Source organism: Variovorax sp. 679, assembly GCF_003952185.1.
Classification (GTDB): Bacteria; Pseudomonadota; Gammaproteobacteria; order Burkholderiales; family Burkholderiaceae_C; genus Variovorax.
The window spans coordinates 706,208-725,853 of record NZ_RXFS01000002.1; the positions used below are offsets into that span (position 1 = coordinate 706,208).

The 19,646-nt window shown below is 68.8% G+C and carries 20 protein-coding genes; 5 read left to right on the forward strand and 15 right to left on the reverse strand.

Annotation, left to right across the window (positions count from 1 at the left end; all coding sequences use genetic code 11):
* Position 1: 1 nt before the first annotated feature.
* From gspD to EJO71_RS07295, 14 genes are all read right to left on the reverse strand, one after another.
* Positions 2-2,656 (reverse strand): type II secretion system secretin GspD, encoded by a 2,655-nt coding sequence (gene gspD / locus EJO71_RS07230; RefSeq protein ID WP_206168992.1) that lies wholly within the window; start codon positions 2,654-2,656, stop codon positions 2-4.
* Positions 2,653-3,264 (reverse strand): type II secretion system protein GspM, encoded by a 612-nt coding sequence (gspM, locus tag EJO71_RS34280; protein WP_164546753.1) that lies wholly within the window; start codon positions 3,262-3,264, stop codon positions 2,653-2,655. Before gspM ends, gspD begins: the two co-directional genes overlap by 4 nt.
* Positions 3,261-4,340 carry a type II secretion system protein GspL gene (gene gspL / locus EJO71_RS07240; protein ID WP_164546752.1) on the reverse strand — a complete coding sequence of 360 codons (1,080 nt, stop codon included), beginning with the start codon at positions 4,338-4,340 and terminating at the stop codon, positions 3,261-3,263. The genes gspM and gspL overlap by 4 nt, the downstream gene beginning before the upstream one ends.
* A 131-nt stretch (positions 4,341-4,471) precedes the next feature.
* A complete protein-coding gene (gene gspK, locus EJO71_RS07245) occupies positions 4,472-5,491 on the reverse strand; it encodes a type II secretion system minor pseudopilin GspK (protein ID WP_206169082.1) in 1,020 nt (339 codons plus the stop codon).
* A 6-nt stretch (positions 5,492-5,497) separates the two neighbouring features.
* Complete coding sequence (gspG, locus tag EJO71_RS07250; protein WP_125947452.1) at positions 5,498-5,947, reverse strand: type II secretion system major pseudopilin GspG; 450 nt, start codon at positions 5,945-5,947, stop codon at positions 5,498-5,500.
* Between the two features lie 102 nt (positions 5,948-6,049).
* The gene (locus EJO71_RS07255) at positions 6,050-6,301 is read right to left on the reverse strand and encodes a hypothetical protein (RefSeq protein WP_125947451.1); all 252 of its coding nucleotides are present in this window, start codon (positions 6,299-6,301) and stop codon (positions 6,050-6,052) included.
* A gap of 32 nt (positions 6,302-6,333) precedes the next feature.
* Positions 6,334-6,885 carry a YbjN domain-containing protein gene (locus EJO71_RS07260; protein ID WP_125947450.1) on the reverse strand — a complete coding sequence of 184 codons (552 nt, stop codon included), beginning with the start codon at positions 6,883-6,885 and terminating at the stop codon, positions 6,334-6,336.
* 53 nt (positions 6,886-6,938) lie between these two features.
* A complete protein-coding gene (locus EJO71_RS07265) occupies positions 6,939-7,865 on the reverse strand; it encodes a peptidyl-prolyl cis-trans isomerase (protein WP_125947449.1) in 927 nt (308 codons plus the stop codon).
* On the reverse strand, positions 7,862-8,593 hold the full coding sequence (locus tag EJO71_RS07270) for a hypothetical protein (protein ID WP_206168991.1): 732 nt from the start codon (positions 8,591-8,593) through the stop codon (positions 7,862-7,864). The genes EJO71_RS07265 and EJO71_RS07270 overlap by 4 nt, the downstream gene beginning before the upstream one ends.
* A gap of 25 nt (positions 8,594-8,618) precedes the next feature.
* Positions 8,619-10,394 carry a putative porin gene (locus EJO71_RS07275; protein WP_125947448.1) on the reverse strand — a complete coding sequence of 592 codons (1,776 nt, stop codon included), beginning with the start codon at positions 10,392-10,394 and terminating at the stop codon, positions 8,619-8,621.
* Positions 10,395-10,441: 47 nt separating this feature from the next.
* Positions 10,442-11,176 carry a hypothetical protein gene (locus EJO71_RS07280; protein ID WP_240651283.1) on the reverse strand — a complete coding sequence of 245 codons (735 nt, stop codon included), beginning with the start codon at positions 11,174-11,176 and terminating at the stop codon, positions 10,442-10,444.
* 10 nt (positions 11,177-11,186) lie between these two features.
* Positions 11,187-11,600 carry a biopolymer transporter ExbD gene (locus EJO71_RS07285; RefSeq protein ID WP_125947447.1) on the reverse strand — a complete coding sequence of 138 codons (414 nt, stop codon included), beginning with the start codon at positions 11,598-11,600 and terminating at the stop codon, positions 11,187-11,189.
* Positions 11,601-11,615: 15 nt separating this feature from the next.
* Positions 11,616-13,418, reverse strand: coding sequence for a MotA/TolQ/ExbB proton channel family protein (locus EJO71_RS07290; RefSeq protein ID WP_125947446.1), 1,803 nt, complete (start codon positions 13,416-13,418; stop codon positions 11,616-11,618).
* A gap of 58 nt (positions 13,419-13,476) precedes the next feature.
* A complete protein-coding gene (locus EJO71_RS07295) occupies positions 13,477-15,126 on the reverse strand; it encodes a ShlB/FhaC/HecB family hemolysin secretion/activation protein (RefSeq protein ID WP_240651282.1) in 1,650 nt (549 codons plus the stop codon).
* 324 nt (positions 15,127-15,450) lie between these two features.
* Here EJO71_RS07295 and EJO71_RS07300 point away from each other — a divergent pair, with 324 nt between their 5' ends.
* Positions 15,451-15,795 (forward strand): hypothetical protein, encoded by a 345-nt coding sequence (locus EJO71_RS07300; protein ID WP_240651281.1) that lies wholly within the window; start codon positions 15,451-15,453, stop codon positions 15,793-15,795.
* Here the strand turns inward: EJO71_RS07300 and EJO71_RS07305 are convergent, their stop codons facing one another.
* Entirely contained in the window at positions 15,796-16,725 is a 930-nt protein-coding gene (locus EJO71_RS07305; protein ID WP_125947444.1) for a LysR family transcriptional regulator, read from the reverse strand.
* Positions 16,726-16,855: 130 nt separating this feature from the next.
* Between EJO71_RS07305 and EJO71_RS07310 the strand changes: the two genes are divergently transcribed.
* From EJO71_RS07310 to EJO71_RS07325, 4 genes are all read left to right on the forward strand, one after another.
* Positions 16,856-18,121, forward strand: a complete 1,266-nt coding sequence (locus tag EJO71_RS07310; RefSeq protein ID WP_125947443.1) for an aromatic ring-hydroxylating dioxygenase subunit alpha — start codon at positions 16,856-16,858, stop codon at positions 18,119-18,121.
* Between the two features lies 1 nt (position 18,122).
* Positions 18,123-18,593 carry an aromatic-ring-hydroxylating dioxygenase subunit beta gene (locus EJO71_RS07315; RefSeq protein ID WP_125947442.1) on the forward strand — a complete coding sequence of 157 codons (471 nt, stop codon included), beginning with the start codon at positions 18,123-18,125 and terminating at the stop codon, positions 18,591-18,593.
* A gap of 16 nt (positions 18,594-18,609) precedes the next feature.
* Entirely contained in the window at positions 18,610-18,936 is a 327-nt protein-coding gene (locus EJO71_RS07320; protein WP_125947441.1) for a non-heme iron oxygenase ferredoxin subunit, read from the forward strand.
* 17 nt (positions 18,937-18,953) lie between these two features.
* On the forward strand, positions 18,954-19,646 hold a 693-nt coding region (locus EJO71_RS07325), incomplete at its 3' end, for an FAD-dependent oxidoreductase (RefSeq protein WP_164546751.1).

Consider the following 19,646-nt stretch of genomic DNA (forward strand, 5'->3'; position numbering starts at 1 on the left):
GTCACGGCGTCGTCACCACTTCGGGCTTGTAGCCCAGTTCGCGCAGCACGGTGACGGCGTTTTCCACCGCCTGCGGATCGGACGCGACGTCGGCGCGCACCAGGTTCCCTTCACCGCCCGGCCCGCCCACGATATAGGCGCCGATGCCGCTGATGCGCACCCGCTTGACGATGCGCACGGCGTCCTGCTCGGCTCTCACGTCGGCGATCTGCACGACAGCGACCTTGCCGCCTCCTCCCGCACCCCCGGCGCCCGACGATGCGGCGGCATCGGACTCCACGGTCACGCCCACCGGCAGCTTCGAATGCATCACCGGCGGCGGCGGGGCCGCTTCGGCGGGCCGCTGCCGGACAGCGCTGGCCGACGCGGTCGGCGGCGGCGGCTGTTCGCGCGTGCGCTCCCAGCTCTGGGGCCGCAGGTCCACCTCGGGCGCGTCCGCCGGGCCCGGCTGGCCGATGGGCGGCAGCACGGGCGCGCCGGGGTCGGGCAGCAGGCCGTAGGGCATGGTCTTCAGGCGGCCCTGCTGCGTGCGCATGAAGTTGTAGCGGTCCAGCGTGAGGCCGTGGCCCGCGTTCGCGTCGCGAATCACGTAGGGCCGCAGGAAGATCATCAGGTTGGTCTTCACGCGCTGGCGCTTGTCGTAGCGAAACAGGCTGCCCAGCACCGGCACGGAGCCGAGGCCGGGCACGGCATCGGTGCCGTTGGTGACGTTGTCTTCCATCAGCCCCCCGAGCACCATAATCTGGCCGTCGTCGACCAGGATGCTGGTGTCCAGCGCCCGCTTGTTGGTGACGATGCCGCTGGCGGCCGACGAGGCCTGGTCGTCGATGCTCGAGACTTCCTGGTAGATGTCGAGCTTGACGGTGCCGCCCTCGGATATCTGCGGACGGATGTTGAGCTTGAGGCCGATGTCCTCGCGCTGGATCGTCTGGAACGGGTTGGTGCTGCTGTTGCCGTTGGTGATGTACTGCCCGCTCACGAAGGGCACGGTCTTGCCCACCATGATCGAGGCCGCCTCGTTGTCCAGCGTGAGGATGTTGGGCGTCGACAGGATGTTGGCGCCGCCCTTGGTCTGCAGCGCTCGCGCCAGCAGCTTGAGGTTGAGGATCTCGCCCACGCCCGGCAGCTTGACGGTGCCGTCGACGATGCCGACGTTCAGGCCCCTGGGCATCGCCTCGATGGTGTTGCGCGCGTTGGGATTGAGCGTGGCCGCGCCGAAGTTGGTTCCCCCGCGCACGCCGCGCCCGTTGCCACCGCCCGCCATCCACTGGATGCCCAGCTCCGAGGCATCGGTCTCGTTCACCTCGACGATCAGGCTCTCGACCAGCACCTGGGCGCGCCGCTGGTCGAGCGTGTCGATCACGCGACGCAGGCTGCGGTACATCGGCTCGGGCGCGGCGATGATGAGCGTGTTGGTGGTCGCGTCGGCCTGCACCGTCACGCCGCCCGACGAAAACGCGGCGGAGCCGCCGGCGCCCGGCGCGCCACCCTGCGAGCCATTGCCACTCGCGCCCGAAGAAACGCCGCGCAGGCCGCCGGTCGCCCCGCCGCTGCCCGAGGTGCCGCCCGTACCGCGGCTCGCGCTGCCGTTGGCCGACGAACTGCCGCTGTTGCTGCTGCTGCCGCTGCTGTTGCTGCCACCCGACCCGCCTGCGCCTCCAAGCATGCCGCCCGAGCCCAGGGCCGCGCGGACCGATCCGGCTCCCGTGCCCGATGTGTCGGGCGACTCGCCCGTCAGCAGACCGCGCAGCACGCCCGCCAGGTGCACGGCCTGCGCGTTGCGCAGGTAGACCACGTGCAGGTTGCCGGGATCGCTCTGCGCGTTCTCTAGCTTCGCGACAAGCTCGCGCGCGAGCGCGGTGCGCCCCGGGCTGCTGGAGCGGATGACGATGCTGTTGGAGCGCGGGTCGGCCAGCACCACGATGTCGCGCTTGCCCTTCTCTCCGCTGCCTTCGAGCAGCTCGGTGGCGAGCCCTGCGATGTCCACCGCCACGCCGTTGCGCAGCTTGACGATCTCCGAGTCGAGCGAGGTCGGCGTGTCGATGCTCTCGATGATGCGCGCGAGGCGCTCGAGGTTCTCGATGTAGTCGGTCACCACCAGCGTGTTGTTGGCCTGGTAGGCGGTGATGGTGTTCTCTGCCGCAATCAGCGGCTTGAGTACCGGCACCATGGCCTCGGCGTTCTCGTAGTTCAGCCGGAAGGTGCGCGTCGCCATGCCGCCGCCGGCGTTGCGCGCGTTGACCGCGCCCCCCTGCAGCTTGGCATCGGCCACGGGCACGACGCGACTCACTTCGCCCACGTCGACGATCGCGAAGCCGCGCATGCGCAGCGCCGAGGTCAGCATGCCGTAGGCCGTGGCCGACGACACCTCGCCTTCGGAGACCAGCGTGATCTGGCCCTTCACGCGCGGGTCGAACAGGAAGTTGCGGCCGAGGAAACGGGCCAGCGCGGAAATCACGGAGCTGATGTCGGCATCGACGAAATTCAGGATCACCTTCTCGTCCCGGTCGCTACGCGCGGCCTGTGTCGATGCAGCCCGGTTCTGCGGCGGCGCGGTCGTCGCGGTCGTCGCGGCATCGGCACCCAGGCCGGCCAGCCCCAGGCAGCACGCCATGGTCCATCGGCGCATCGCTGCGCCCTTTCGATCTCGTCTCACGGGCCATCCTTGTAGAGTGAGGTGGACTGCAGGTTCACGACGCCGCGCACATGCCCCTGCGAGCCGGCACCGGCTTCGGCGGCGTTGTCCGCGCGGTCGAGCACGGCGCCGACGACTTCGAGGTCGGCGCGCGCCGAAACCGCCAGCAGCCATGGAAAGACGGAAGCTGCTGGCACCGGTTCGTCGAACTGGATCCGCCATGCCTTCGCCGGCGCCGCCTTGCCGGTGCCGGCCGGCGCGTCGTTCACCACGACCTGCACGCGATAGCGGCCTTGCAGGCCCGCCCGGTCCAGCCCGGCTTGCGGCGATTCGCTGGGCCCCGCGCCAGAGTGCTGCCCGCGCGCGGCGGGCACGTCGGAAAGAATCTGGTCAAGCTCGGCCGACTGGGCACGCAGCTTCGGCAGATCGCGCTGCCAGCGCGCGACGGTTTCCAGTGCCGGGCGCGCAAACACCAGCCATGTCAGCCCCAGCACCATGACGATCGCGGCGCTTGCGACGGCAAGACGGTCTCGCGCAGACAGTGCCTGCCATCGTGCGTTGCCTTCGCCCAGTCGCTTCAGCAGCGGCCCGAGGTGGCGCCCCAGCGGGCGCAGACGTTCGAGGATCACTGGATGGCCTTCTTGTCGTTGTTCTTGTCGGAGGGCGTTGCCGGGCCGGCCAGGGTCAGGCGCAGTCCGTCCGCCCCGGCCTTCACGCCGAAGCCCTGCTCGGTGCCTTGCGCCTCCAGCGCACGTCGCTCCTCGGCGCCTGGCGCTCCACCGTCGCGCCAGCGGACGTGCAGCGCGCCGGCCGTGTAGCGCAGCCCCTGGACCTGTCCGGACGGAGCCTGTGCCAGCAGATTCGAGGACGCGCGCAGCAGCCCCGCGAGATCCCCGGTGGCCGCGGGCTGCCCGCCGGCGGCAAGTGCCTCCTTCTGCTGCCGGGCCTGCTGCACGGGATTGACGACCACCGGCACGTCGGGAAACGCGGCCTTGACGCGCGCAGCCATCTGCCGCTTCAGCGCCTGGCCCTCCCTGGCCAGCTGGCCCGCGTAGAGATTCAATCCCGTCAACCACACGGCAATGGCCAGTGCGCCCCAACCGACGGCCGGAACGACCCATGCCGCAGCGGTACGGCCCTCCGCGGCATCGGCGACCGGCAACGACCAGCTCCAGCCTTCGCCCGACCAGCATTCGGCCGCATCCGCGTCGCCAGCCCACTGCACGGCCTGCACGGCCTGCACGGCCTGCACGGCCGGGGGCGGCGAATCCCCGTCCGCATGCACCGCAAGACCCGCCATGCGATCCGCGCCTTCAGGCAGCCACTGCGCAAACCCCTGGTCGCGCCCCGTGCGCACGACCACCCACTCGTCGATCCGGCAAGCCACCCAGCCTTCGGCCGGGCATGGCAGGAAGGCAGTGGGCAGATGCAGTTCGCGCACCGCCAGGCCGTGCTGTCGCAGCAACCCGATCCAGCCTCGCACCACGCGGCGGGCGATCCACGCCGCAGGCACCGTGCCGTCCGCCGTACGCGGGCCGAATCCGGTCACGAGTTCGTCCAGCGGTTGCAGCGCACAAGGTTCGATCGCCCCCGGTATCGCCGTGCGCAAGCGCCGCCCCGAAAGCGGCGGCAGCGGGAACGCAGCCATCGGCACATCGCCCGGATGGAGGCAGATCTCGACCCGCTTCGCGCGGAAGCGCTGCACGACAGCCTCCATGGGCAGGAGACCGCCGTCGCGCCACCGGCCATCGGGCTGCCGATAGCCGCACCGGAGCGCGACGGACGTCGCATCGCCACCCGGCCATGGCGGCAGCCGCAAGCGCAGCAGGTCGACCCTCACACGCCCTCCCGCAGCCACACCACGCGCGGCAACGCCCGCTTGTCGTCGTGCACCAGGGCCACCTGCACGAACCGGGTCCGGGCGGTATCGAGCACGCTCGAGACCCGGAACCAGTTGCTCGTGATGCCGATGCGCACCTCGTTCATGTCCAGCTCCGGCATGCGCAGCCGGGTCACGAAATCGCCGCGGTTGATGAACCATTGGCCGCGGTCCCGCGTCGACAGCAGGGCCCGGGCGCGTTCGAGCGTCAGCCCGGGCACGCCGGCCGCGACGACTTCCGCGCTCGCGGTGTTGGCGTTGATCCAGCTGCGCGCGGGCAGCACGGTCACGAAAGGAGCGAGCCGGGCGAGCACGCCCGCGTCGACACCCGGAACGGCGAGCAGGTCTTCCAGCGCCCGCAGCCGCGGCGCCTGCGCGGCCTGCGGCAACCCGGCCGGCAGCCCCATGCCGGCAGCCACCCGCGCCACGCGCTCCTTCACCTCGCCGGACTCGGACTCCGTCGCCGCCGGCCCGCCGAGGCTGACCACGACGCGCCGCATGATGCTGTTCGCCTGCGCCGGTGCAACGCCGACCAGCGCGCACAGGCGCATGAAGACCTCGGCTTCCGCGGGATCGATCCGCCCGCGGTCCACCAGGTTGTTCAGGTTGAACTTGCCTTGCTCGTCGCCGATTTCGCTGAGCAGCCGGCCGCCGTCGCCCGCCACCTGTCCGGCTGCCTGCCGCGAGAAGGGACGGTTCCACGCGCCGTCCAGGCGCGTGGTCGGCTCGCGCGCAGCCTCGGCGCGCAGGATGCGCTGGGCCTCGCTGACCTCGCCGCGCAACAACCAGCGGGCCTGCAGCCTGGACTGGTCGCCCTGCGTGGTGCGGATGAACGCCGACTGCCGCCCCAGCAGGCTCGCAGCCAGCAGCGCGATCACGGCGACGATCAGCAGCGCGCTGACCACCGCCATGCCCCGCTCGTGCGCGCTGCGGCTCCTTGCCTCGATGCCCACCGGAACGACGACCACGCCAGTCACCCGGCGCTACCAGGAGCCTATGTCGGCATTGGCCTTCTCTCCGCCGGGCTCGCCGTCGGCGCCCATGGAGAACACGTCGATCTCGCCGTTGCTTCCAGGGTTGAGGTACTGGTAGGGGTTGCCCCACGGATCGGCCGGCAGCCGCTCCAGGTACGTGCGCCAGTTGCCGGGCACTTTTCCGGCGGTGGGCTTTTCAACGAGCGCGCGCAGGCCCTGCGTGGAACTGGGATAGGCGCCGTTGTCCAGGCGGTAGAGCTTCAGCGCCTGCATGATCGCGGCCACGTCCTGCCGGGCCGCGGTGGCGCGCGCCTGGTCGGGGCGGTCCATCAGGCTGGGCACGATGAGCGCGGCGAGCACGCCGATGATGACCAGCACCACCATCAGTTCGATGAGGGTGAAGCCGCGTTGCAGCGCGCAGCGACGACCTGCGCGACAAGGGGTTGAACGTGCGGCCATCTTCCACTCCCAGAACAAAGAACATCAAGTGCAATCGAGCTGTTCATCGTGGCAGCGGCGCGTGTCAGTCCGATTGAAAATCCTCGGGAGTTCGCCGCGCGCTCAGGAGCCATCGGGCTCCTGCGGCGATTTCCAGCGCGCCAGCGCACGGCGCGCGGCGTTGAGTTCGGCCATCGAGATGTGCAGCTCGGCCATGGTCCTGGCGAGCAGCGTGATCAGGGCCGCGCGCTGGCGCACGCGCACGGTCTCGGCGCGGTGCGTGCGCTGCGCCTGGCGGGCCGTCGCGCGGATGGCGCGGGCCGTCGGCGAGTCGTGCAGGTCGGACGACGGCATCCGCGTGTTGCTTGCCGGCATCGCGCTGCTCCGCTGCTGCGTGCCGCGCATGCTCAGGCTGCCGCCGCCGGATCTTGCGTGCCGACCGCAACCGCGTTCGCGGCGTCGCCGCGCGCCGCGCCGGCCGGGCCGTAGTTGCGCAGGTGCAGGAAGAACTCGCCCATCATCTGCATCCACAAGCGCACCGCGAAGACGAGGTACGCGGGGCTCACGCCGCCCGCGACCACCACGTCCATCTCCAGCACGACGAAGTCGCCGTGCTGCGCCACGCGCGCGAAGCGCTTGGCGCGATGCCACGAAGCCAGCACGGCATCGGGCAGGGTGCCGCCCTGCACATGCAGCGGACAGCTCAGGGTGAAGTCGGTGTACTGAGTGGTGGTGACGGGGTTGCCCCACAGCACCTGGAAGCCGATGCCGTGGCTCGCGCTGTGCAGGCGCACAACGCCGTCCTGCTCGATGGCGGTGACGGCGCCGCCGGCCGCCTTGATGGCGTCCGACACCTGCTCGGGCGTGACGGCGTCCAGCAGATCGGCCTGCATTGCCGCCGCGTTGCCGGCGGATTCGTTGTTGTTGTTGTTATTGCTGTTGTTCGCTGTGTCGTTCATGAATGACCCCTGCTTGTTGTCGTGGATGGATGTGCTCTACCGGTGTCCGGTGTTCAGTTGGTCTTCTTCAGTGCCGCGTCGAGCGCGGCGCCGTCGATGCTCAGCGTCGTGGCCGGCGCGACGCGCGCGAGATACGCCTGCAGGAGCTGCTGCTGTCGCTGCTGGCGCAACGCGGTGCGCAGCCTGGGCTTCATCTCTTCGAGGGTGGCGCTGCGCGCGGGCTGCACGTCGAGCACCTTCACGACGTGGAAGCCGGCTGCGGCCTGCACCGGATCGCTGACCTGCCCCGGCTTGAGCCTGGCGACGGTGTCGCGCAGCTCGGGCAGGATGCGCTCCAGCGGCAGCGTGTCGACCTCGCCGCCGCGCTCCGCGCTGCGCTTGTCTTGCGAGCTGGCGCGCGCAATGGCCGCGAAGTCGCCGCCGCGGGCCTGTCGGGCGAGCCTGCCCGCTTCTTCGCGCACCTTGCCGATGGCAGCCGCGTCGCGCGCGGGTGTCGCCAGGAAGATCTGCGCCACGCGGTACGCGGCCGGCAGGTTGAAGTTGGCCTTGCCCTCTTCGTAGGCCGCCTGCACCTGCGCATCGGACGGGAAGTCCGCAGGCACCTGGCTCACCGACTCGAGGTAGCTGGCGCTCACGATGCGCGCGGTGATCTCTCGCGCGGCGGCGTCGATCCTCGCCTTGACCTCCGGCCTATCGGCCCAGCCGCTGGCGCGGGCGTCGCGCAGCACCGCCTCGCCCAGAAGACGGTCGCGCAGCCAGCTGTCGAGCTGCGCGCGGTCGGCCCTCACGGCGGCGCGCTCTCCCTCGGGCAAGGCCTGCAGCAGCTTCTCGACTTCGTCCTGCCCCACCGTGATCTCGCCGAGGCGGGCCACCACCGCGGGTGCGGCTGTCTGCGCGCCGGCTATGCCGACAGCACCGACAGAGGAGGCCAGCATCACGAGTGCGGCGGCGGCGGACGACGACTTGATTCGCTTCTTCATTGCTTGCTGCCTCCCTCCGCAGGTGCGCTGGCGGCAGCGGCGGGCGCCGGTGCGCCCACGGCACGCACGTCGAACTTGCTCTCGTACAGCCTGTCGCCGTACTGCTGCGCGATCTGCTCGAACTTGACGCGGCTCTGCGCCGCAAAGGGCTGGCGCGACGCGAGCACGGTGCCCACGTCCATCGTCTCGTAGGCGCGCAGGATCTCCTGCCCCACCGCGTAGAGCTGCGAGTTCTTGGCCTCGCACTGCGTGATCGCAGTGCGATGCGTCGAAGCCTCGGCCGACAGGCGCTGCCGCTCAGCCTCCGACGCGCGCGCCGTCTTCAGCAGCTCGTCGTAGGCGCCGCGGTACTGCGCGACCTGCGCCGTGGCCTTCTCGGACATCGCCTGCGCCTGCTGGCGCAGTTGCTGGCTGCCGGCGCTGGCGGCCTCGCGCGCCTGCCGCTCGGCGGCGAGCTGCGACTGGGTCTGCGAGAGCTCCTTCTTCAGCGCATCGAGTACCGGTTCAGGCCTGGCGGGTGCGGCTGCCGCGGGCGACTGCTGCTGCCCCGCCTTCAGCGCGGCCAGCTCGTTCTGCGCTTGCTGCAGCTGGGTGGTCGTCGCGCGCAGTTGCGCGCGAAGCCGCTCCTCCATGCTCTGGCCGCCCGGCGGCTGCTGCGCATGAGCCGTGGCAGCCAGCGAGGCCAGCAGAAGCGCCGGGAAGATCGCCGAAAAGATGGTTCTGGACACGGCAGGCTCCTTCTCTTCTTGCTTCTCAGAAACGCGCATTGAATTCGAGCTGCAGCGTGTCGATCGACTGCGGCGGTCCGTAGACCTCCTTGGTCGAGATCCAGCGGCCGGTGAACCACATGTTCTTGTCGATCGCGTAGGAGCCGCCCAGGAAGTAGCCGCGTGCGTTGGTGCCGCCGCCGTGGAAGGTCGGGTCGTTGTAGCCGTCGGGCATCGCGTCGGGCTCGATGCGCTTGTAGCCGGCGAGCACGTTCCAGTCGCCGCGGTTGGCCGGCGCCGGCTTGCCGTAGGTGGCCTGCAGCATGTAGGCGTTGCCGCCGCTCTTGAAGTCGGCCTGGCCGGTGCCGCCGGTGGCGCCGAAGTTGTTGACGATCATGCTGCGCACGCCGGCGCGGTTCCAGATGTCGCTGGCGCTGTAGGCGGTGTTGCGCACGAAGTTGGCGTCCAGGCGCAGGTTGTTGCCCGCCACCTTGGTGTCCCAGCGCAGGTTCAGGTCGATCAGGCGGAACTTCGAGGCCAGGCCCACGTACTGCGGCTGCGGCGTGCCGGCCGGGTTGAGCGGGTCGAGCTTGATGTCGCGCAGCAGCATGAGCGTGTTGCCCTTCTGCATGAAGGCCGGGCGCGACCAGTCGGTGCTGCAGCCGTCCTGGCCCGCGTACAGCGCGCAGGGCTGCGAGATCTGGCCCGTGACGTTGCGGAAGTTGTAGTAGGCGAGCGCGCCGCGCAGGCGGTTGTCCTCGTCGATCTTCCATTCGGCGCCGGCCTGCGCGCCGAGCAGCCACTTGTTCTCGCTCTTCATCTTGTTCTGGCTGCGGCCGGGCGAGTTGTCGGAGGAATACTCCAGCGGAATCAGGCCCAGCGTGCCGAACAGCGTGAGGTCCTTGTTCGAGGCCAGCTTCTTCTCGAACTGCGCGGCGATGCCGTCGAAGTTCAGGTCGTTCGAATACAGCAGGTCGGTTGACATGAACGGGTTGCCGAAGCGGCCCGCGGTGACCGTGAGCCAGTCGACCGGCTTGTGCGAGATCCACATCTGGTCGAGCCACACGCTCTTCTTGCTCAGGCCGCCGCCCAGTGTCTGGGTGGTCGAGACCGGGCTCTCGTCGCTGCCCGAGGCCAGGCGCACGCCGGCCTTGGTGTTCTCGGTGAGGTCCGCATACACGCCCAGCCGCGCGCGGGCGCGGAACAGGTTGCGGCGGTCCTGCCGCGTGTTCAGCAGCGACGGCAGCGCGAGGTTGGTGTTCGGGTTGACGTCGTAGCCCGCGCCCTTGTTGAACTCGCTCCAGTTGGTCTCGATGTTGCTGTTGTTGCCCGCGTAGCTGCGCGACTCGTTGCGCACGCGCACGTCGCCTTCCACGCGGATGCGCTTGCTCCACTCGGGCGTCTCGTTGGGCGCGGCCCAGCCTTCGTCCTTGGCCTGCGCCATGACCTGGGCCTTGACCTCGTCGCGGATCTGGTCGCGCACGGTCTGCGAGATGTAGGGCACACGCACGTCGCCGGGCTCCAGGCGCACGCCGCCGGCCACGCTGGCCGATGCGGCGGTGCTGGCCGCCGCCAGGCGCTGCTGCGCCTGCTGCGCGGCCAGGGCCTCGGTCTGGGCCTGCGCGAGCAGGGCCTCGCCCACGTCCTTGGCGAGCGTGCCGCTCTGGATGAGGCCGCGGATCAGCTTGACCATGGCGGTCTCGGATGGCGCGGCGGCTGCCTGTGCCGAGGCGTGGCCGGCGGACAGGGCGAACGCGGAGGCCACGGCCGCCGCGAGCGCGCACCGGCGCAGGATCGGGAGGTGTTGTCGGAATTGGTTCATCGCTTGGTTCGCAGGATTGAATGGAACAACGCTCTGGGCGCCGGCGCTCATGGCCGCCGCCCTCTCATGGACACACGCATCGGGAAGCGCAGCGACGCGGGCGGTTTCTCGTCGACGCGGTCGAGGCCGCGGATCAGCGCGAGCACCGCTTCGTCGATGTCGGGCGTGCCGGTGCCGCGCACCAGCTGCGCCCGCGCGGTCTTGCCGTCGGCGCCCAGCCACAGGTCGATCTGGATGTCATCGAACACCAGCTGGCGCGTGCGCGGATCGCGCGACAGCGCCTGCTGCAGCACGCTGGACACGTAGCGCGCATACGAGCCGCTGCCGAGGCCGCCGCCCCCGCCGGTGCCGCTCATGCCGCCGCCGCTGCCGGCCTGGATGCCGAAGGCGTCGCCGCCGGCCTGCGCGGCGCTGTCCATGGTCACGGGGTCGCCGAGGTCCTTCGAGGGGCTGGGCGGCGTGTCGTCCTTCGGAGGCTCCAGCGGCTCGATGGGCTTGGGCTCGGGTTCGGTCATCGGCTTGATCTTTTCCGGCTCGGGCTCCGGCAGCTTCTCGGGCTCGGGCGGAGGTGGCGGCGGCGGCGGTGGGGGCAGCATCAGCATCGGCGCATCGGCCACCACGCGCTTGGTGCTGGCGGTGTCGGCCAGCAGGTGCCACACCAGCGCCACCAGCGCGGCGGCGAGCGCCAGGCCGATGACCCAGCCGCCCCAGCGGCGCCACAGCCCAGCCTGCCCGCCCGCGCGACGCGCGCCGGCGGCTGAAGTCGGGTTGCGAGGGTTCACGCTGCTGTCCTCACTTCTGCTTGCCGGTCACGAGGCCGATCTGGTTCAGCTCGATGCGGCGCAGCAGGTCGAGCACGTCGACCACCTTCGCGTACTGCACGCTGGCGTCGCCGCGCACGATCACGGGGAAGTCGGGCGAAAGCGCCTTCTCGGTGCGCAGGCGCTCTTCGAGCTCCGGCAGGGTGACCGGGTAGGCATCGAGGAACACGTTGCCCGCGTTGTCGATGGTGATGGCCTTGGTCTTGGGCTTTTCCAGCGCCACCGAGGCGCTGGCCTTGGGCAGGTCGACCTTGATGCCGGGAATGCTGGCGTTGCTGGTGAGGATGAAGATCACCAGCACCACCAGCAGCACGTCCACGAAGGGCGTGATGTTGATGCCGCCCGTGCGCTTGCGCGCGCCGAACCTGGCTGCGGGGTTTGCCATGGCGTCTCGGCTCCCTCAGGCGCGCCGGGCCACGACCTGCGCGACGGAGCGGCCTTCGCCCTGCTCTTCCGCCAGGCGTGTGACGAACTCGTCCACGAACACCGCCATGTCGGCGCCGATGGCGTCCGAGCGCGAGGCGAGCCAGTTGTAGCCGAACAGCGCGGGAATCGCGACACCCAGGCCCGCGGCGGTACACAGCAGCGCGGCCGCCATGCCCGGTGCCACCGAGTTGATGTCCACCGCCCCGGCCATGGCCGCCACGACGAACACCAGCATGATGCCGATCACCGTGCCGAACAGGCCCACGTAGGGCGCGCCCTCGATGGTGGTCGACAGCCAGTTCATGCGCTTGGACATGCGCTCGGTCTCGCGCACCATCACGCCGTCCATGGCGGCGCGGATGGCGCCGATGGTGGCGCTGGAGACCGCGCTCAGGTCGTAGCCGCGGTCGTGGCGGCGGCGCATCTCGTCGATGGCCACCTCGTACAGGCGCCACAGCGAGGAATCGGCGCGCACCTCCTGCGGCACGGTGTTGTTCACCGCCAGGCGATCGAGCGGCGCGCCCGCGGCCTCGCGGAAATGCTCGATGAAGATGTCGTTGGCGCGCTCGGTGGCACCGTAGCTGCGGCCCTTGCCGATCATGATGGCCCACGACAGCACCATCATCAGCCCCAGCACGCCCACGACCACCCAGGCGTCCAGCGGCATCGCCGCGAGGATGAAGCCGAAGTGGCTCTTGCCGGCCTGCTGCTCGTCGGCGCCGAACGCCGTGAGGCGCGACTCGGCGCCCTGCGAGACCGCGTCGGCCAGCAGCAGCGCGTCGCCGCGCGCCACCTTCGACAGACGCACTTCGTCGATGGCGCCGCTGAACGGTGCGAAGGCCGCGGCCTGCGCCGTGGGAGTTCCCGACGCGACGGCCGGCACGTCCGCACCGAGTGCCGCAGCCGAATTCAGCGCCGGCAGCTTCGCCGCCACCGACGCGGCGCGACGGCCGCCGACGAAGAGCGCCACGTTCTCGCCCTCGGCCTTCACCGCGATATGCGACCACTGCCCAGCCTGCACCGGCTGGCCCGGCGCGCTGCGCTGGCCGTTGACCTGCACGAAGGGCACGCCCTGGTCGATGCCGACCACCAGCTCGCCGGCACCGTCGCGGCGTGCATAGACCACCTGCTGCGCGCCGAGCTTGTCGGGCCTGATCCATGCGGAGAAAGTGAGCGCACCGCCGGCCTGCACCGCGAGCGACGGCGTGGCCGGCAGCATCAGCGCGGCGGCTCCGAGCTGCGCGCCCTTGCCGATGACCGTGCCCTCGACCGGCACCGCGGCGGTCTGGCCGTTGTTGCCGTAGGCGGTGGTGTCGCGCGGCGGCACCGCGCCTTCGGCGAAGTGGTAGACCAGCGTGTAGTCGGGATCGAAGGTGCGCTGGCCGTTGCCCGAGGCCGGCGCCTTGGGGTTGCCGTAGTACATCCACAGCTTCTGCGGCGTGCCGGCCGAGACGTTGGGCACGTCGACCCAGATCAGCGCCATGCCCAGCAGCGGATCGAACTGCTCGATCTGGTGGTTGAGCACCGTCTTGTCGTCGGCCGCGACGAAGCGCAGGTCGGCGCCGGTCTCGCTCACGCCCTCGAACTTGAAGTTGCCTGTATGCAGGCGCACCAGCACCGGCACGCGGCCGGCGTCGCTGCCGATGGCGCCGGCTTGCGGCCCGGCGTCGATGGTGATGGGCTTGCGATAGGACCACTCGGCCTGCCACCAGGCATGGGCCAGGCCGGGCAAGAGTGTGCTCGCCAGCGTGAGCACGATGAAGAGGATGCGTCGCATGACAGGGTTCTCCGGAAAGCTCGTATGAAAAAAAGAAGAAGTGATGGGGCCGCGCGGCTCAGTAGTTCGCGGTGAGGCTGAAGTTCACGCGCGGGTCGTGCTTCTTCGTGCGCGGGCCGTCGGTCAGCGGGTAGCCGATGTCGACGCGGCCCGCGAAGTACTGGCCGACCTTGAAGGTGGTGCCCACGCCGACCGAGTACAGAGAGAAGCGGTCCTGCTGCTCGGGCAGCGGGCTCTTCAGGCGCAGACGGGCCGCATCGGCGAAGGCGTACACGCGCCAGTTCTCGACCGTGTTGCCCAGGAATGTCAGCGGCTTGCTGCGCAGCTCGACAGAGCCCACCACGCCGTAGTCGCCGGTGGCCTCGGCCGAGAGATAGCCGCGCACCGAGTTCATGCCGCCGCCGGCGATCTGCTCGCTGGACACCAGCGGCGAATCGGTCATCTGTCCGTTGAAGCGGAAGGCGAGCTGCGAGCCCCCATCGAAGGTGTGCGTGCCGTTGAGGTCGGTCTTCAGCACCATGAAGCTGGGCGACGACTTGTAGCGCTTGTAGTCGAAGGCGGCCCAGTCGCTGCCGTACTTGAACGAACTGCTGGTTCCCACCACCAGCGAGATGCCGACGCCGTACTGGCTTTTTTCCGACTGCCTGAAGCCCGAGTAGGACAGCGTGATCGGCGCGTACTTCAGTGGCACCGTGTCGCCGCTGCCCTTCAGCGTGAGCGCTTCCTTGTTGTTCTTGAAGTCGATGCCGACGCTGAAGGCATGCCACCAGTCGCCGGCGTTGGGCACGGTGTAGGTCGCCTTCACTCCGAAGGAGTGGCCCTTGCCGAGCACGTCGGTGCCGCCCACGGTGGCCACGTTGCTGTCGGACGAGAAGGCATTGGCCTCGAGGCTCCAGTTGGTGCCGCGGATGGGCGCGGTGTACGAGGCCGAGATCACCTTCGTCTGGCTCAGGTCCTGCGGCGCGCCGAAGAAGCTGATGGAGGCGCTGTGGCCCAGCTGCCAGAGGTTGTCGTGGCCCAGCGAGACGCTGGCGCGCAGCTTGCGCGTGTCGGCGCTGTAGTCGTTGTTGAGGCTGGCGCTGGCGCGCCACGGGCTCGAGTCCTCGACCTTGAGGTCGACGTCCATGGTGCCGGGCATGGAGCCCTGCCGCACCAGCGGCATCACCTGCCGCTTCGGCCCACGGTTGAGCGCCGCGAGTTCGGACTGCGCCTGGTTGAAGTTGGGCACGCCGCCCTCCTTCAGCGCCGGCACCTGGTCGCGCACCTCGAGCGGCGAGTTGTATTCGGCGCCGACGACGCGCACGCGGCCCGCGCGCGTCTCGTTGACCTGCAGGAACACAACGCCCTGCGTGACCTGCTGCTCCGGCAGGTCGACATACACCGACTGGTAGCCCGCCGCCTGGTAGGCCGCGAGCAATGCGTCGCGCGCGCCCTCCACGTCCTTCAGCGTGCGCTCGGGGCCGAGGAAGGGCGTGACGGCTTTCTCGATGGCGCGCGCATCGAGCACGGTGTTGCCGCGCACGATGTATTCGGAGATGTCGACCTTGCGCTCGGGCGCGGCCGGCGTTGCAGCCGCAGCAGCGGGCGCCGGTGCAGGCGCCGGGGCCTGGGCGATGGCTGCTCCCTGCGCAGTCATCGCGAACACGGCCAGCCAGACCGCGCTGCGGCTGCGACTTCTCTGTGGGCCTTTCTTCTTCGTTTCTTGCATTTGCAGCTCTGTTCTCATGGGTGAAGCGCACAAGACAGAGCGCTCAAGAACGGAGAGCCTTCGTGTCGCTGCGGCGTACTCTTCCTAGACGCACGGCATGCGCGGCGACTGTCGTTTGTCACGAAAACTTCATCAAGAAATTGGCACTCGGAACGATCCGGCCGCTTTTTCACGCTTAAGAAGAAGGACCTCCGAACGGGAGAAGTCGTGTTCCCGAGAACGGGTCTTCCCACCGACTTGCGCGGTGTCTAGACTTCGTGGCCCGCCGCGTCGGCGGCGCGCGCGCTTCGGCGCGGGCCATGGAACTGGAGGCAGGAGATGCGCATGGTTTTTCGTATTCGTGGCATCGCCGCCGTGCTCATGCTCGGGTGCTGCGCAGGTGCATGGGCGCAAGCCCAGCCTTGCGTGGAAGTGACCGTCAACGGCGAACGCACGCCCTCCTACGACTGCCTGACGGAGAAGATGCGCCCACCGGCATCGGCGCGCGCGCCCGATGCAGCACAGCCGGGTCTTGCATCGGAGGCGATCGTGCAGCGGCCCTCCAACGAACTCGGCCTGTTCAACCGCGCGGCGACCGGCCACCGCATGGGCAACACCTTCGGCACCTCGGTCTATCCGCAGCGCCCGCCGCCGGTGGCGCCTTCGTCGCCGCTGATTACCCGCCAGTAGTCAGCGAAGGCTGCCTTGAGTGCCTTCGCCGTGGAGGCCGACGATCAGCGAGCGTAGCCAGCTGATCGCCGGATCCTTTTGGAAGCGGCCGTGCCAGAACAGGTTGATCGCGATCTCGGGCAGCTTCGCCGGATGGCGAACGTAGGAAAGATCGAACGGCCCCGCCAATGCCTGCGCGAGTTTCTCGGGCACTGTCGCGATCAGGTCCGAGTCGTGCAGGATGTGGCCGACCGCGACGTAGTGCGGCACGGTCAGCACCACCTTGCGCACGACCTTCTTGCGGTCGAGGAACTCGTCCGCGTTGCCGTGGCCCGTTCCCGCGGAGATCACCACCACATGCTCGGCGGCGGAGAACTCGTCGAGCGAGACTTTCCCCTTCTTCCTGTCGAGCGGATGGCCGCGCCTGAACACGCACACGTAGTTCTGCTTGAAGAGCCTGCGCTGGAAGTACCCGGTCTTCAGCTGCGGCAGCAGGCCGATGGCGAGGTTGACGTGGCCGGCCTCCATCTCGTCCTGCAGATTCACGGCCGTGTTGCGCACCGTGCTCAGCGAAACGTTGGGCGCGACCCTGGCGATCTCCTTCATCAGCCTGGGCAGGAAATAGATCTCGCCGATGTCCGTCATGCCGACGGTGAAGGCGCGCTTCGAGGTGGCCGGATCGAACGAGGCCTTCTGGTTGATCGCCGCATGAATGACCTGCAGCGCCCGCGCCGTGGGCTCGGCGAGCTGCTGCGCGTAGGGCGTGGGCTCCATGCCGTTGGGCGTGCGCAGGAAGAGCGGATCGTCGGTCAGCTTGCGCAGGCGCGCCAGCGCGTTGCTCACGCCCGGCTGTGACAACCCGAGGCTGGCCGCCACCTTCGAAACCCTGCGGTCGACGAGCAACTGCTGGAAGACGACCAGCAGGTTGAGATCGATGTCCTTGAGCTCCATGCGCGGCGTCTCACATTCTCGAAATCAATATGAACTATTGCCCACATTCTATTGAGCGATGACGCCCGAATGGGGATCATCGATGCACCCACGAGACGCTGCCTTCGAGGACAGCACAGGAGACAGGAACATGGACGACACATCGGCGGTCTTTCCACGGAAGATCCATTGGGAAAGCCAGGGCACCAGCCGCATTCCCTTCATGGCCTACACCGAGGCCGACCAGCACCGCCAGGAGCTGGAGCGTTTCTTCTACCGCAAGCACTGGAGCTACGTCGGCCTCGAGGCCGAGATCCCGAACGTCGGCGACTTCAAGCGGACCGTGGTGGGCGAGCGCTCGGTGATCATGGTGCGCGACGCGGAAGACTCCATCAGCGTCGTCGAGAACGTCTGCGCCCATCGCGGCATGCAGTTCTGCCGCGAGCGGCATGGCAACCGCAAGGAAGGTGGATTCACCTGCCCCTATCACCAGTGGAACTACACGCTCACGGGCGACCTGCAGGGCGTGCCCTTCCGCCGCGGCGTGAAGCAGGACGGCAAGGTCAACGGCGGGATGCCCGCCGACTTCAAGACCGCCGAGCACGGCCTGAACAAGCTCAAGGTCGCGACGCGCGGCGGTGTCGTCTTCGCTTCCTTCGACCCCGAGGTCGAATCGCTCGAGGACTTCATGGGGCCAGAGATCCTCGGCTACTTCGACCGCCTCTTCAACGGCCGCAAGCTCACCATCCTCGGCTACAACCGCCAGCGCATTCCGGGCAACTGGAAGCTCATGCAGGAGAACATCAAGGACCCGTACCACCCGGGCCTGCTGCACACCTGGTTCGTGACCTTCGGCCTCTGGCGCGCGGACAACAAGTCCGAGCTGAAGATGGACCGGCACCACCGGCACGCGGCCATGATCTCCACGCGCGGCGCGAGTGGCAAGGCCGACCAGGTGACGCAGGTGTCGAGCTTCAAGGAAAGCATGCAGCTCAACGATCCACGCTTCCTCGACATCGTGCCCGAGCCCTGGTGGGGCGGCCCGACGGCGGTGATGATGACGCTCTTCCCGAGCGTGATCCTGCAGCAGCAGGTCAACAGCGTCTCGACGCGCCACATCCAGCCCAGCGGCCCCGGCGCCTTCGATTTCGTGTGGACGCACTTCGGCTTCGAAGACGACACCGGGGAAATGACCCAGCGCAGGCTGCGGCAGGCCAATCTCTTCGGCCCGGCGGGCTTCGTCTCGGCCGACGACGGCGAGGTGATCGAGCTGTCGCAGAAGGGCTTCGAGCAGAAGCCCTTCCATCGCACGCTCGCCGAACTCGGCGGACGCGGGGTCGGGGACACCGACCACATGGTCACGGAGACGCTGATCCGCGGCATGTACGAGTACTGGCGCAAGGTGATGGAGGCTTGAAATGGACTTCCAGGACTACTTCGAGCTTTCGCAGCTCTACGCCAGCTATGCCCATGCGGTGAGCTCCAGCCAGTGGGAGCTCTGGCCCGAGTTCTTCACCGAGGACTGCAGCTACCGCCTGCAGCCGCGCGAGAACCACGAGCGCGGCTTTCCGCTCGCCACGCTTTCGTTCGAGAGCAAGGGCATGCTGAAGGACCGCGTCTACGGCATCCGCGAGACCCTTTTCCACGACCCGTACTACCAGCGCCACGTGGTGGGCGCGCCGGTGGTGCTGAAGGCCGAGCCGGGGCGCATCGAGTCGGAGGCCAACTACGCCGTGTTCCGCACGAAGCTCTCGGAGCTTTCGACGGTGTTCAGCGTGGGCCGCTACATCGACGTCGTCGTGCGCACCGGACAAGGCCTGAAGTTCGCCTCGCGCCAGGTCATCTACGACAGCGAAATGATCCCGAACTCCGTCATCTACCCCCTGTGAAGCGAAGAGAAAAACCATGAGCGATGGATCCAACAACGGCTGGACGGATGCCGCACATTTCGATGATGTGCCCGCTGGCGACGTCATCGGACTGATCGTCGAAGGCCGCGACCTGGCTCTCTACAACGTGGACGGCAGCATCTACGCGACCGACAACATCTGCACGCATGGGCATGCCCGCCTGTGCGAGGGCTTTCTCGAAGGGCACGAGATCGAGTGTCCGCTGCACCAGGGCACGTTCGACGTGCGCAACGGCGCCCCCACCTGCGCTCCGGTGACCGAGGCGATCCGTTCCTACCCCGTGAAGATCGAGGGCGGGCGGGTGTTTCTCTCGCTGGGCTGATCCGTCGCGAGCAGCCCATGAGCACACAGGACAGCACGATCGCGATCGTCGGCGGCGGACAAGCCGGTGGATGGGCTGCGCAGACACTGCGCAGCGAAGGCTTCGGCGGCAGGATCGTGCTGATCGGCAACGAAAGCCATCGCCCATACGAGCGCCCTCCTCTTTCGAAATCGGTGCTCGCCGGAGAAGCGCCGCCGGAAACGACCCGACTGCTCAAACCCGAAGCCTTCGATGCGCTGAACGTGGACTGGCGACCCGGCGTGAACGCCGCGCGCATCGATAGGGCTGCGAAGCAACTGCACCTGAGCGACGGCGAGCCCGTTCGATACGACAAGCTGATCCTGTGCACCGGAGGCCGGGCGCGACAGCTGGGCATTCCCGGCGCGAACCTGCCCGGCGTGTTCACGCTGCGCAGCATCGACGATGCCGCCGCACTCGGCGCGGCGCTCGTTCCCGGCAAGCGGCTGCTGGTCATCGGCGGAGGATGGATCGGGCTTGAGGTAGCGGCGACAGCTCGCGGGAAAGGGCTCGACGTCACGGTTGTCGAAGCCATGGAGCGGCTGTGCGAACGCACCGTGCCGTCGGAAATCTCCGGCTACCTGCTGCGGCTTCATGCATCGCATGGCGTCCGCGTCGAACTCGGCACGGGCATCGAACAGCTGGAGCAAGGCGCGGACGGCGTCGGACTGACGGCAACACTGACCAACGGA